Annotated in this window: 18 protein-coding genes; 8 read left to right on the forward strand and 10 right to left on the reverse strand. The window is 28.1% G+C overall.

Going from position 1 to position 13,575, the window contains the following annotated elements; all coding sequences use genetic code 11:
- Window positions 1-14: 14 nt before the first annotated feature.
- Window positions 15-1,364 (reverse strand): DNA repair protein RadA, encoded by a 1,350-nt coding sequence (gene radA / locus ACQY5W_RS05300; RefSeq protein ID WP_428023910.1) that lies wholly within the window; start codon window positions 1,362-1,364, stop codon window positions 15-17.
- A gap of 243 nt (window positions 1,365-1,607) precedes the next feature.
- Here radA and ACQY5W_RS05305 point away from each other — a divergent pair, with 243 nt between their 5' ends.
- From ACQY5W_RS05305 to ACQY5W_RS05330, 6 genes are all read left to right on the forward strand, one after another.
- Window positions 1,608-1,781, forward strand: coding sequence for a hypothetical protein (locus ACQY5W_RS05305; RefSeq protein ID WP_428023911.1), 174 nt, complete (start codon window positions 1,608-1,610; stop codon window positions 1,779-1,781).
- Between the two features lie 35 nt (window positions 1,782-1,816).
- Window positions 1,817-1,957 carry a hypothetical protein gene (locus ACQY5W_RS05310; protein WP_428023912.1) on the forward strand — a complete coding sequence of 47 codons (141 nt, stop codon included), beginning with the start codon at window positions 1,817-1,819 and terminating at the stop codon, window positions 1,955-1,957.
- 111 nt (window positions 1,958-2,068) lie between these two features.
- Complete coding sequence (locus ACQY5W_RS05315; RefSeq protein ID WP_428023913.1) at window positions 2,069-2,461, forward strand: RidA family protein; 393 nt, start codon at window positions 2,069-2,071, stop codon at window positions 2,459-2,461.
- A 669-nt stretch (window positions 2,462-3,130) separates the two neighbouring features.
- On the forward strand, window positions 3,131-4,048 hold the full coding sequence (locus tag ACQY5W_RS05320) for a sialidase family protein (protein ID WP_428023914.1): 918 nt from the start codon (window positions 3,131-3,133) through the stop codon (window positions 4,046-4,048).
- A 105-nt stretch (window positions 4,049-4,153) separates the two neighbouring features.
- Window positions 4,154-4,705 (forward strand): YqiA/YcfP family alpha/beta fold hydrolase, encoded by a 552-nt coding sequence (locus tag ACQY5W_RS05325; RefSeq protein ID WP_428023915.1) that lies wholly within the window; start codon window positions 4,154-4,156, stop codon window positions 4,703-4,705.
- Window positions 4,702-5,163, forward strand: a complete 462-nt coding sequence (locus tag ACQY5W_RS05330) for a ribonuclease HI (RefSeq protein ID WP_428023916.1) — start codon at window positions 4,702-4,704, stop codon at window positions 5,161-5,163. Before ACQY5W_RS05325 ends, ACQY5W_RS05330 begins: the two co-directional genes overlap by 4 nt.
- Window positions 5,164-5,193: 30 nt before the next feature.
- Here the strand turns inward: ACQY5W_RS05330 and ACQY5W_RS05335 are convergent, their stop codons facing one another.
- From ACQY5W_RS05335 to ACQY5W_RS05360, 6 genes are all read right to left on the reverse strand, one after another.
- Complete coding sequence (locus ACQY5W_RS05335; protein WP_428023917.1) at window positions 5,194-5,958, reverse strand: DUF1700 domain-containing protein; 765 nt, start codon at window positions 5,956-5,958, stop codon at window positions 5,194-5,196.
- Complete coding sequence (locus tag ACQY5W_RS05340; RefSeq protein WP_428023918.1) at window positions 5,955-6,299, reverse strand: PadR family transcriptional regulator; 345 nt, start codon at window positions 6,297-6,299, stop codon at window positions 5,955-5,957. Before ACQY5W_RS05340 ends, ACQY5W_RS05335 begins: the two co-directional genes overlap by 4 nt.
- A gap of 136 nt (window positions 6,300-6,435) precedes the next feature.
- Window positions 6,436-6,639 (reverse strand): hypothetical protein, encoded by a 204-nt coding sequence (locus ACQY5W_RS05345; protein WP_428023919.1) that lies wholly within the window; start codon window positions 6,637-6,639, stop codon window positions 6,436-6,438.
- Window positions 6,630-7,652 (reverse strand): thioredoxin family protein, encoded by a 1,023-nt coding sequence (locus ACQY5W_RS05350; RefSeq protein ID WP_428023920.1) that lies wholly within the window; start codon window positions 7,650-7,652, stop codon window positions 6,630-6,632. Before ACQY5W_RS05350 ends, ACQY5W_RS05345 begins: the two co-directional genes overlap by 10 nt.
- A 121-nt stretch (window positions 7,653-7,773) precedes the next feature.
- Window positions 7,774-8,709, reverse strand: a complete 936-nt coding sequence (ftsY, locus tag ACQY5W_RS05355) for a signal recognition particle-docking protein FtsY (protein ID WP_428023921.1) — start codon at window positions 8,707-8,709, stop codon at window positions 7,774-7,776.
- Entirely contained in the window at window positions 8,709-9,251 is a 543-nt protein-coding gene (locus tag ACQY5W_RS05360; protein WP_428023922.1) for a TlpA family protein disulfide reductase, read from the reverse strand. Before ACQY5W_RS05360 ends, ftsY begins: the two co-directional genes overlap by 1 nt.
- A gap of 59 nt (window positions 9,252-9,310) precedes the next feature.
- Here ACQY5W_RS05360 and ACQY5W_RS05365 point away from each other — a divergent pair, with 59 nt between their 5' ends.
- A complete protein-coding gene (locus ACQY5W_RS05365) occupies window positions 9,311-9,847 on the forward strand; it encodes a 5-formyltetrahydrofolate cyclo-ligase (RefSeq protein ID WP_428023923.1) in 537 nt (178 codons plus the stop codon).
- Between the two features lie 24 nt (window positions 9,848-9,871).
- Window positions 9,872-11,413 (forward strand): ribonuclease Y, encoded by a 1,542-nt coding sequence (gene rny, locus ACQY5W_RS05370; RefSeq protein ID WP_428023974.1) that lies wholly within the window; start codon window positions 9,872-9,874, stop codon window positions 11,411-11,413.
- Between the two features lie 7 nt (window positions 11,414-11,420).
- Here rny and ACQY5W_RS05375 read toward each other — a convergent pair whose 3' ends face one another.
- The 3 genes from ACQY5W_RS05375 to ACQY5W_RS05385 all read right to left on the reverse strand — a co-directional run bounded on the left by ACQY5W_RS05375 (window position 11,421) and on the right by ACQY5W_RS05385 (window position 13,497).
- A complete protein-coding gene (locus ACQY5W_RS05375) occupies window positions 11,421-11,888 on the reverse strand; it encodes a DUF4405 domain-containing protein (protein WP_428023924.1) in 468 nt (155 codons plus the stop codon).
- 82 nt (window positions 11,889-11,970) lie between these two features.
- Complete coding sequence (locus ACQY5W_RS05380) at window positions 11,971-12,783, reverse strand: aldo/keto reductase family protein (protein WP_428023925.1); 813 nt, start codon at window positions 12,781-12,783, stop codon at window positions 11,971-11,973.
- 57 nt (window positions 12,784-12,840) lie between these two features.
- A complete protein-coding gene (locus tag ACQY5W_RS05385) occupies window positions 12,841-13,497 on the reverse strand; it encodes a hypothetical protein (RefSeq protein ID WP_428023926.1) in 657 nt (218 codons plus the stop codon).
- Window positions 13,498-13,575: the final 78 nt, after the last annotated feature.

Genomic DNA, 13,575 nt, shown 5'->3' on the forward strand with positions numbered 1-13,575 from the left:
AAAGATTTGAGCTATTAAAATAGCTCAATCATTTTTACCACTTCATCTACTGGAAAAATTTTTAAATTTGTTTTTATATTTGGTTTTTGTGCAACTATTGCTTTTGATACACCTTGTGCACTAGCCTCTTTTAGTCTCATATCTACAGAATATACATCTTTTATCTCACCTGTTAGTGAAACTTCTCCGATAAATACCGACTCTTTAGAAATAGGTCTATCCCTAAAAGAGCTAATAATAGAAGCAATCACAGCCAAATCAGCGGAACTCTCTTTTATTTTGATACCACCACTTATATTTATAAAAACATCATAGTGATTTAGAGGTAAGTCAAGTTTTTTCTCCAACAGAGCTAGAAGCATATTTAATCTATTTACATCAAATCCTGTAGCACTTCTTTTTGGATTTGGATAGGTACTTTCACAAACTAAGGCTTGTACTTCAATAATAAGTGCTCGACTCCCTTCCATCACTACAGTTAAAGCAGAACCACTTTGGGGTTTACTTTTATCAAAAAATTTAGAGGCTATATCTTTTGCACTTATAAGTCCTTCGGCTGTCATCTCAAAGATACCTATCTCACTTGTACTTCCAAATCTATTTTTAAAACCTCTTAGCATACGAAGTTCTTTTGATGATTCTCCTTCAAAGTATAAAACAGTATCAACCATATGTTCTAAAACTCTAGGTCCTGCGATACTTCCATCTTTTGTAATATGACCGATGATAAACATAGCAATATCACAATCTTTTGCTTTCCTCATAAGTTCAAAGGTTATTTCTCTCACTTGTGATACACTTCCTGGTGCAGAAGTAAGTGAGCTAGAATAAATAGTTTGAATAGAGTCAATAACAACAGCTTCATAATCATTTCGTAAAAGTTCTTCTTGTATCTCTTCTAGTTTTATTTCAGAGAGTAAATAAAGATTATCACTATTTGCACCAAGTCTATTTGCTCGTAGTTTTATCTGACCAGCACTCTCTTCTCCTGATACATAAAGAACTTTTTTACCAGAGTTTGAAATATCCCCTGCAACTTTTAATAGTAGTGTTGATTTACCAACCCCTGGACTTCCCCCAATAAGTGTAAGACTTCCAGGAACTATACCACCTCCTAGAACTAAATCAAACTCTTGGTTGTTTGATGAAAATCTGATTATATCATCTTGTTCTATTTGTGTTATTGGTTTTGCTTTTGAGCTAGTGTTTATTATTTTTGCTGTTTGTTTTAGTACTTCTTGTTGTTCAGTATTTAGTTCAACAAAGCTATCCCATCCTCCGCAAGATGGACATTTCCCCATCCATTTAGTAGATTGTTCGCCACAGTGTTGACACTCAAAAAGAGAGGTTTTTTTCTTTGCCATTTTATTTCCTTATTTCAAAAGGGATTTTATATTATTTTTGTTTAATTTTATGAACTTTATCATAAAAAGTTGGTGGGGATTAAAAATATAACATTTTGCAATATTCTTTATTTAATATATTTTTAGTTGCTTTGATATACGACATATTTTGTGTACATTATTTGTTTATTTTTAGACTATCTTCTATATAATGTATGTGTAATAAATATTTATGTATCTAAATATCAAATGGAGGATATAGAGTTGGAAAAGTTATTTTCATATGGAACGTTACAAATGAAGAATGTTCAAAAGGAAACGTTTGGAAGAATCCTTGAGGGTGTTAAAGATACCTTAGTTGGGTATGTATTATCTGAAGTTAAAATAAAAAATAAAACTGTAATAGAAAAAAGTGGTACAGATATTCATCTATTCTAAAAGCTACTAATAATATCAGTGACGAAGTTGAAGGAATGGTTTTTGAAATTACTCATGAAGAATTGATACAGGCTGACAATTATGAAGTTGAAGAATATGTCAGAATAAAAGCTGACTTTAAGTCAGGAAATAAAGCATGGGTATATGCTGACGCAAGTCAAATTAAAAATACCTAACAAGTATAGGCACAATAACAAAGTTTTCACTGCGTTTAAATCTGTACTTCAGGTGTTCTTCAAAAGAATTTTAAGTATAATAAACAATAAAATATGAATAAAAGAGTAATTATGAGTAATAGAAAATTTATAACAGAAGGCGAAGGATTACCTAAATGGTCTAATCCTATAAGTCATGCAGTTGTAGTAAAAGATACTTGTTATGTTAGTGGTCAGTTATCTGTTAATGAAAATGGACAATATGTTCAAGGTACGATTGAAGAAGAGACAATAAGAGCTTTTAATAATATATTTTCAGCTTTAAAGGTAGCTGGTTTTAAAAAAGATGAAATTGTATATATTGATATAGCATTTTCAAATTTATCTGAAATTGAAGAAGTAAATAAAATCTATATGTCATTATTTGAAGAAGGTAGAAGACCAGCAAGAACTATCTATGAAGCTGCTGCATTACCATTTGGTGGTAAAGTTAAGATTGTAGCAACAGCAGTTAAGGAGTTATAAAAATCTGGGGACATAATACTAATAATTTATGTTAATGATTCTCTTGAAGAGGTAAACCTCTTCGCACCTCTTACTTTGTGTGGACAAAGTAAGCAAAACCACCAACAGAGTTTCAAAGCCCTTTGGGTACCCTCATTTATTATTTATCTTTTCTGAGTTACAAAACTCATAAATAAATGTGCATTTAGCACATTTATTTACTCAAACAGTTGTAACTCTTTTCCGAAAAGAGAAATAAATATTCGGCTTTTACAAATGTTGGAATAAAAGGTGGGATAAGGACATTTGCATTTTTGATTTGTTTAGATTCAAAATTTTTACTTACTCCCATTAATATTAAACCAGTACAGAATAAAAGACAACCGAAGGGATTTCTTTCTACATCTGCAGGAGCCGAATGTTTATTTTTCTCTTTTCTAAACAAGATTGGCAACTGTTTGAGTGTTTAAAAGTTCCTAAATGGAAGTTTTAATAAACGAGTTTTGCCAAGCAGAAAAGATAAAAATAATAAATGAGGGAACCTTTGGCTCCGAAGCCGTAGTTGCTTTTGCTTACTTTTCGTCAATACAAAAGTAAAAAAGCGGAGAGGTTTATCTCTTCAAGAGAGTAGAAACTTATTTCATATATAATATATAAAATCTAAACACATAGACAAACAAGGAATCACAAATGGAATTTTTAGAAGTTAAAAAAATATGGGATAAATCGCCTCACAATGCTTTTACTGATTTGATACGATTTGGCGATTATTGGTATTGTAGTTTTAGAGAAGCCAATGACCATATGTCTATGGATGGAAAACTTAGAGTTATAAGATCTAAAAATGGTAAGAGATGGTCATCAGTTGCTTTTTTAAAGTTTAAAGGTGGCGATATTCGTGATGCTAAATTTTCAATAATGAATAATGAACTTATATTAAATGGGTGTGTTAGATTAAGTGTTTCAGTAGATAATTATGACACACAATCCTTATCTTGGTCATCAGTTGATGGAAAAAAATGGAGCAACGCTTTTCTGTGTTCAAGTGGCTTAGGAACATTTAGATGGAGTACCACTTGTCATAATAATGTTGCTTATAGTATAGGATATACTGGAAAAGATAAACAAGGATGTTTATATAATTCAGATGATGGAATAAATTGGAAGGTAATTAAAGACAAGCTTTTTCCTTTTTCAAACTCATATTGGAATGAAAGCTCACTTGTATTTTTAGAAAATGAAGATTTATATGCACTTTTACGACGTGATTCGCAAAGTTATACAGCAGCTCTTGGCGTTTCAAAATTCCCTTATGAAGAATGGTCTTGGAGTGATTTAAATGTTCCTATTGGTGGACCAAAGATGATTTATATGGAAAAACAGAATAAATTTTTGGCAGCTGTTCGTCTTTATGGAAATAAAAGTGCAAGGACTTCTTTGTGTTGGATTGACTACGAAAAAGGGGAGTTAAAAGAGGTTTTAACTTTGCCATCAGGTGGAGATACAAGTTATGCAGGTATGGTATATGAAGAGGATATATTGTGGATAAGTTATTACTCATCTCATGAGAGCAAAACTTCTATTTATTTAGCTAAAGTTAGGATTTAAAAAGGAATTTTAATTTTACTTATATTATCAATTTCTAATAGAACTTAAGTATAAATCATATAAAATTAGCACCCCAAAAAATAAAAGAATTAGAAAAGAGTAGAAATGATTATATATATACATGGTTTTGCATCATCTGGGCTTGGTGGAAAAGCGGCACTTTTTAAAGAATATTATAATGAAGAATTAATTTCTCCATCACTTTCATATGTTCCATCACTTGCTATTGATACACTTGAACAACTTATTGAGTCATATATTTCTTTAGAAGAAGAGGTTTATTTAGTAGGATCATCTTTGGGTGGATATTATGCTATTTATTTAGCCAATAAATATAACTTAAAAGCAGTTTTGATTAATCCAGCTGTTTATGCCTATGAAACATTAGATAAAATTGGAACAGCTACAAATTATTATGATTATTCTAGTTTTGAAGTTATAAAAGAACATCTGACTTATCTAAAATCAATAGAAGTAAATGAGATAAAAAATCAATCAAATTTTATGGTTTTACTTCAAGAAGATGATGAGGTGTTGGATTTTAATGATGCAGTTGAAAAGTTACCAGAATCTGAGCTTATAATAGAGCAAGGTGGTAGTCATAGTTTTGATGAGGTTGAAAGATACTTTAGAAAAATAACCACATTTTTTAGATGAGTCATTTAAAGCTATTTTGTGATGGGAGTGTAAATCCCCAAAGCAAAATAGGTTATGGAGCTTATTTTATCTACAACGAAAGTTTAGATACTCAAAACATACATCTAAAAAAATTTGAAAATACCTCTTCTACAAAGTTAGAACTAGAGGTTTTACTTTGGGCCTTAAGCGATAAAAATATTTTTAATAATAAACTTACTGTTTATACCGATTGTCAAAATATTTTGGCTTTAGAAAGTAGAAGAGAAAAATTAGAAAAAAACTCCTATAGAAGTAGTACGGGAAAAGAGATTAAAAATAAAGAGTTATATAAAACTTTTTTTGATTTGAGTGATAAGCTGAAATTTGAACTTGTAAAAATAAAAGGTCATAAACCTTCAGATGAAAAAGATGATATTGATAAGTTGTTTAATTTAGTTGATAAGGCTTCAAGAAAGGCTTTGAGAAAGTTTTTATAGTAAGAACAAATATTTTGTTCTTACTTTATTTTAATACTTATATAAATCAAGTTTACTTTGATAAATAGTTCCTTTTATTACTATCCCATTTTCTTTAGATTTAACATTATTTATGTCACTTTGTTTTTTTATTACATTATAAGTATAAGAATTATTGTTTTCAACAATCTCAATATCTGATTGTTCCGTATTAAGACTCACTTCTTCAGTTGGAGCAACTAAGATAATTTTCGATTGAAATGATTTTATATCTATTTTTTGTTTTGGTATTTTTAAAATACATTTTGCTTGTTTTATATAAATTGTAGAATTATCTTGCGAGTATCTATCTTCTTTACAACTTATATTAATTTCTTCTTCATCTGACCAATATATACCAATTCTTGATTGTTGTATGTCCAATTTGTTTATATTTTTTAGTTTAATCCAAGGGGATTGAATTTTTTCATCAATGGTAGATGCCGAGTATTTACTATAATCAAAAGGGTCTTTTGTAAATTGATATATAACAAATGCTACTATTATGGCTACTATTACTAAAAAAGAAAATATTATAAGAATTATTTTTTTTGTTTTAGAACAAGTCTTTTTAACTCTATGAGTATCTTTGGGTAAATCTTCTAAATAGCCTTCTGATAGTTGTTCTGGAGTACCAAATCGTTCGACCAATATTTCATATGTTGCGTTACTTTCTTCAATATAACTTTCAATCTCTTTGATAATATTTTTTGTTTTGTCATTATCAAGTCCTGACAAATATTTTTTTAATTCATTTAGGTAGTTTTGAGTATTCATAGTTTTATCTCCTTAATTTTTTCTATACTTTTATGGTGTAAATTATAAGTTTCTACTAGCTTTGGTAAAATTAGTTCACCTTTGGTACTTATTTTATATTCTCTTTTTGGATGTCCACTAGTTTTTGGCATATTCCAAGAAGATTCTAACCATCCATTTTGCTCCATTCTATTTAATAAAGGATAGAGTGTTCCTTCATTTACTTGTAAATCCATATTTTCAAAAAAATGAATAAGTGCAATTCCATGCATATTTCCATTTGTTTTTAAAGCCATAAGTGTACATAGTTCTATATATCCTTTTCTAAACTGGGTTAACCATTTTTTATAATCATCTTCCATTTATTCTCCTTTTACAAATATAATTGTATCACAATTTACTTTGTATTGCAAAGTAAATTGCATTAAAATATTAATTTATTTTATATTTTGAAATTTTTTGAGTTAAAAAACCTTCTATAAAAGATACTTTATAAGCTCAATTTTTTTCTTTTTTAAATACAGAATATAAAGATTTAATAACTAAAAAGAGTAAGTATAAGGTTCCAATAAAAAGATTTACAGAACTTAAAACAATAGCTGATAAAGTAAAAAATGATAAAGCACCATGAATATATGTTGTACTAAAGATTTCAAAAAGTAATTTTTTAATTTTAGTGTTTAAGTATACTTTTAATCCCAAATATTTACATCAATACCTTTTGCTCTTATTTTATCTGCTCTATTTGTAAGATATCTTTGAAACTCTTTTTCATCTTTATATGAATCACTCACCACATAGTCAACGATACTTTGAAAATGAAAGTTTTTAAATATGGCTTCTACTCTTATTATCTCTTTACCTTGTTCATCAAAAAATATAATAGTAGGAGTGTGGGTAATATTTAATACATTTATCCAATCTTTTATATTATAGATTATTTTATCAGGGCTTACAATGGCTTTGGGAGAGTTTATATCAACTTGAACTAAATCTATCTTTTGAAGTAATGCTCTTGTTTTTTTATCTTTTAGGAGTTTGTTATGAAGTATTGTACAATTATCACAATTGGATGATTCAAAAAATATTGCTATTTTTTTAGAATCTTTTACTCTCATAAAATTTTTTAAGTCTTTAAAAAATCCTGGTTCACTTATCAAAGCACTTTTTTGTTTTTTATTTTTAAGTATATACTCTTGATACGTTAAGCTAGTCTCGTTTTTATCTTTTATATAATCTAAGGCTAGATTGAATTGTGGTATATCAACATATCCATTTAGTCTGAGTATTTGTTTTTTATTTTCATCAAAGAAGATAATAGTAGGAGTGAATTGTATGTTATGTTTTTGAGCAAACTCTTTTTCTGTAAACTCTTCACCATCTGTATCTATAACTTCTCTATCACCAAACATATTTAAATCAATGACTCCAAAGTGTTTTTGCACCTTTTCTTTTGTTTTTGTATGGGTTAAATTTTTTGTTATAAAAGCATGACAGTAGGGACAGCTATCTTGTTCAATAAAAAGCATAAGTCTTTTATTTTCACTAGCTAAATTTTCAATGTCTTCGGATAAATCAAGAAAACTATTCATAAACCAAGAGGGCATAGTAGTATCTTTTGTACCAGAGAACTCTCCAGTTTTAGCAGCTTGAACATATAAGGTACTTGTAAAAAGTGTTGCAAGCAGGGTTATTAAAACTTTTTTTAAATACATAATATCCTCCTTTTAGAAGTTAGTATATATTAACCTATAAGCTTTAAAGAAAAAATATAAATTTATTTTAGTTTAGAAAATTTAGGGAAGGATATTTTTGTCGAAAATAAGAGCTTAGCTCTTATTTCTCTTCTATATAGATTTCATCTAATAATGAATCTACAAAATTATCAGGACTAAACTCAACTAAGTCATTCATTGTTTCACCAACACCTATATAAAAAATAGGAAGTTCAAGTCTATTTGAGATAGAAAATAGTGCTCCACCTTTTGCCGTACCATCTAGTTTTGTAACAATAATACCATCTATGCCTACCATTTCATGGAAAGCTTTTGCTTGCTCTATTGCTGTATTTCCTTGTGTTCCATCTAGTATCATAAGCTTTTGATGAGGAGCACCATTTTTTGCTTTATTACAAACTTTTACTATCTTTTTCAACTCATTTGAAAGGTTTGTTTGAGTTTGCAATCTTCCTGCTGTATCAATAATAACATGGTCAATATTTTTAGCAACGGCAGAAGAGATAGTATCAAATGCAACTGCACTTGGGTCATGTCCTTGTTTTGTTTTTATAATTGGAACATTTAGTTTATCTGCCCAAATTGAAAGTTGTTCAATAGCTGCTGCTCTAAAAGTATCTCCAGCTCCTAAAATAACTGATTTGTTCTCTTTTTTATACATATTTGCTAATTTTGCTATGGTAGTTGTTTTACCTGCTCCATTTACTCCAATAATTAATTGTACAAAAGGTGTTGGTAGGTTTTCTAAATTTACTTCAGGTGCATGTTCAAATAACATAACAAGTCTATGTCTTAGTTGTTTTCTATTTATCATATCTGGAAGTCCATCCATAGCTTTTTCTATGATTGAATAATCCATATCAGCTTCTATAAGTAATTCTTCAATATCTTCAAAAGAAATTTTTTCTTTTTTTTGAGGAACAACTGCTTTTATATTTTCAAATGTTTTTGATAGGGCATTTGAAAAAAAGTTTTTACTTTCCTGTTTCTCTTCTACTGTTTCTTCTTTTTTGTTCTTTTTAAAAAAACTAAACATTATTTTATCGCCTTTTGAATATCAATATTTAACATTTCTTCAGGAACAATTCCCACATAATTTTGTGTTAGTTTCCCTTGTTTATCATATAAATACATAGTTGGAATTGCTTCTACCCCACCAACTATATCTGAAAAAGTTATATTTTGTTTAGAATTTGTTACCACATAGTTAATATTGTATTCATTGATAAAATCTTTAACAACATCATTTCTCTTATTATCCTCAAGTAACACTGCAACTATCTCAAAGTCATTATTGTATTTTTCTTTTAGATGAATTAAATTTGGAATTTCTGCAAGACATGGTTGACACCAAGTTGCAAAAAAGTTTACCAATACGGCTTTACCTTTATATTCTTCAAAAACAAAACCATTTTCTATTTTTGTTATATTTAGAGTTTGAGCCTCTGTTGTTGTAAGTTTGAAGTTTTTAATTTCTGCTATTTCTGTTTTTTTATCATTTTTTGAATTGTCTGTTCCACATGCTGCAAAAAATATTGTTATAAAAAATGTCAAAAATGCTATTTTTTTAAACTGCATTTTAATTCCTTTTGGTAAAATATTTGAAGCTAAGAATTTTAGCTAAGTAAGGCTTAAATATGTTAGAAAATCACAAGAGTGATTTTAGAAAATCGTGTATAAAAAAATTAAAATTTGTTAGTAGATTCACAAAGAATTATAAAGATAAAAAAATAGTTGATGAGATATATAAAACTATTTGTGAATTAGAAAAAAAGAATGTTTTATTATATATTCCACTTGATTTGGAAGTGGATGTATATCCTTTGATAAAAAGATTACGAAGAGAAAAAAGAGTTCGTGTTTTTGTACCTTATATGGAAGGGCTTAGTTTTAAGCTAGTTAAATTTAGACTACCTTTAAAAACTAAAAAATTTGGTATAAAAGAACCCAATAACTCTTTCTTTCGTACTAAAATTGATTTAGCAGTGGTTCCTGTTGTGGGAATTGATGGTGCAAATAAAAGAATCGGTTTTGGAAAAGGCATGTATGATAGGTTTTTTTATAACTTAAATTATAAGCCTACAATCCTTTTTACCCAAAGAAAACTTTGTAAAACTACAAAAATTTTAAGTGACAACTACGATATTAAAGCCGACATAATAATTTCTAGCTAAAAGCTAAAAGGTCATAATATGGATATGTTACTAATAGAAGGGTTTGTGGTTGCTATTTTTGCTTCAGCAATTACACTTTTTGTCATGAAAAAATTAAACAAAGCAAAAATTGAGATTTACATAGAACAAGCAAAAGCAAAAGCAAAAGTGATAGAACACGAAGCTGAAGTTGTCTTAAAAGATGCTCAAATAAAGGCAAAAAGAGATTACGAAAGAGAATTTAAGCACGCCAAAAGAGAATATGATGAGATGTTCTGTAAAATTGAGAAAAAAGAAAAAGAGTTAAATGAGCATTTAGAATCAGAACTTAATGCTATAAAAAAAGAAAAACAAGAAATAGTTGAAAACAATCAAAAAATAGCATCGCTTAAAGAGGGATTACAAAAACAAAGTAAAACCTATGAAGAGAAGATTGCAAAAGCATTGAAAATTTTAGAAAATGCTTCTGGTTTAACAGTAGATGAAGCAAGAGAGCTAATGCTTGAAAAAATAGAAGAAGATTCAAGAGCTAAAATTGCTTCTATTTTTAGAAAAAAATATAAGCTTGCAGAAGATAATGCTAAAAAAGAAGTAAATAATATGCTTTCCCATGCTGTTACTCGTTATGCTGGAGAGTTTGCAGCAGAAAGACTTATCAATAATATTCCTATAAATGATGAAGAAACAAAAGGTAAGATTATTGGTAAAGAGGGAAGAAATATTAAAGCTCTTGAAATGTTGTTAGGGGTCGATATTATTATTGATGATACTCCAAATACAATTACAATCTCTTCATTTAATCTTTATAGACGTGCAATTGCAACAAAAACTATTGAAGAGTTATTAGAAGATGGAAGAATCCAACCTGCACGTATTGAAGAAATTTATAATAAAGTTAAAACAGAATTTGATAAAAATATTTTAAAAGAGGGTGAAGATGTTGTGATGGATTTAGGAATTAAATCTATGCACCCTGAGCTTATAAAACTTGTTGGAAGATTAAGATATAGAGCTTCATATGGTCAAAATGCACTTAAGCATACCCTTGAAGTGGCTCATTTGGCAGGATTATTAGCTGCACAAATGGGTGGAGATGCTATATTGGCAAGACGAGCTGGATTATTACATGATATTGGAAAAGCTTTAACCCATGATTTACCAGGTTCACATGTGGATTTAGGTGCAGAAATGTGTAGAAGATATGATGAACCTGATACTGTTATAAATGCCATTTATGCTCACCATGGACATGAAGAACCTATAAATGTAGAAAGTGCTGCAGTATGTGCTGCAGATGCTTTAAGTGCAGCCAGACCAGGTGCACGAAGAGAAGTATTAGAGAGTTTCTTAAAAAGAGTAGAAGAGGTTGAAAATATCTCTACTTCTAAACGAGGTGTTATAAATGCTTATGCTATTAATGCAGGACGAGAAGTAAGAGTAATAGTAAAAGCTGAATTAGTAAATGATGATGAAGCCGTTTTACTTGCAACAGAAATCGCCGAAGAGATTGAGCAAAAAGTTCAATATCCTGGTGAAATAAAAGTAAATGTTATAAGAGAATTAAGAGCTGAATCTTACGCAAGATAGAGTTTCTCTATCTTGTCAAAATATTAACAATTTCAAAGGGACTAATTTTATTTAATTTAGCTAGTTCTTCTATATTTGCTGTTTCTACATATTTTAAATTTTCTTTTTCTAATTTTTCTTTAGCATTTGTTATGTTTAAAATCAAAAATGAATTTTCAAGGGGTGCTTTTAGCACTGATTGAATAATTTTACCCTTTGGATTGTTTTTTTCAGTAGAACTTTGTAGTATAAATCCACCACTTAAAATAACTGTAAAAAGTAAAGTGCCAATAAATACTCTTTTTGTAAAATAGTTTTTCATTGCTTTAAAATTATAAAATACATGCAAAAATACTGCACCAACAAAAACTAATCCTAAATACTCATGTAAACTTTTAACTTCATTACTAAAAAAATGGAAAAACATCATTATCCCACTTATTCCTATTACTAAAAACATTGTTGTAGTAAGTGAAGTTGCTAATGTTCTATTCATAAAATTCCTTTCTATAATTTGAACTGGAATTGTAATAAATAAAAATTAACTAAATATTAATATGTATAATATTTTTAAAATATTAGTTTAAAAGAGTTGATATTTCTTCTATTTCATTATTTGATAATTCAAAGGAAAAAATATCCAAATCTTCAATCATATGTTCATGTGAAGTTGTTCCATTTAATGGTGTAATTTCTATTTGAGTAAGAAATCTATAAAATATTTGTGCTTGTGTTTTTTTGTATTGTCTTGCTAAATTTATAATTTCTTTAGAGCCTAAAATATGCAAATTAGCACTAAGAGTCCAAAATCCAAGATATTTGATGTTGTTTTCTTTACAAAAAACTCTTATTTCTTTATCATAGTCACTATCTTTATAAAATCTATTTTGTAAAATTGTTGGTTTTATTTTTGCTTCTTTATATAAAGCTTTTAAAACTCTTATATCATAACAATTACTTATTCCAATATTTTTTGTTTTTCCTTTTTCATAAAAACTTTCAAAAATCTTCCAAACTTTCATCATGTGATTAAAAGGAAAAATAGGAGAATGTAAAATATAAGAATCTAAATATGAAGTTTGAAGATTTTTTAAACTTACATCAAATGAGTCTAAAACTTGTTTTTCTAAAGAATCATTTGGATTATATGGAATATTATTTAAGTCTTGTCCATCTTTGGGAGTAAACTTTGTTTCTAAAAATATCTCTTCTCTTTTAAAACCTTGTGCATAAAGATTTTGTAAAGCATCACCTACGCCTTTTTCATTATAATGTCTAGGTTGGCATGCCGTATCAATAGCCCTAAACCCACTTTTTACTGCAAGTTCAACTAATCTAGTAGTCTCTTCTTTTTTCCATGCAGTTCCATATATAAGTTTTGGTATATTCATCTTTAATCCAATATTTCATATTAATTTTACATTATAACAGAAAATTAGTACAAAAAGTTATTTGTTATTAAATTTTATTATTTCTTCTAATATTTCTGATTTAGTATATAACTGTGATGAAAGAAATTTATTAGTACCATTTTTCAATTTAGTTACATCATCAATAAAATTATCTAATTTTGAGATAATTTTTTCTATAAAGGTATCACTATTTTTATTATCAGAACTCTTATCTTTTTTTTCTGAATTTATATCCTTATAGTTTTTTATTGCTAATTCTAGAGTTTCATTTGTTTCATCGGTTTTATTAGTTTTTTCTTTCTCTTTTTTTGAATCATTATTTAAAATAGAACCACCTGCCATTCTATTTTTATAATAATTTATAGCTTTTTCAAGATCTTCCATCATTTGTTCAATTTTCTTTTTATCATAATTTTTTTTCTCTATTTCTTCTTTTATTCTTTTTATTGCATTTTCTAATGCTTCTATTTCATCTTTTGACATTCCAGTTTTTATCATTGATGTAATATTTTCAACAAGATTTCTCATATTTTCGATAACTTCTTTCTCACTTCTCGTATCTTCTAATACCTCAATAAATTTATCCTTGCCTTTACTGTCCATGGGTCTATTTTTTTCACTATTTTGATTATGATTATCTCTTGAATTTGCTGTAATTAAGGTACTGCCATGATTGTTATTGTCAATATACATTTCGTATCCTTTTAGTTTTTAAAACTATTTTATACTAATAATTGTAATTTTTAAATGCTTTTTATATTTAAAATTAAC

It is taken from the genome of Arcobacter sp. (genome assembly GCF_050300555.1).
Classification (GTDB): Bacteria; Campylobacterota; Campylobacteria; order Campylobacterales; family Arcobacteraceae; genus Arcobacter.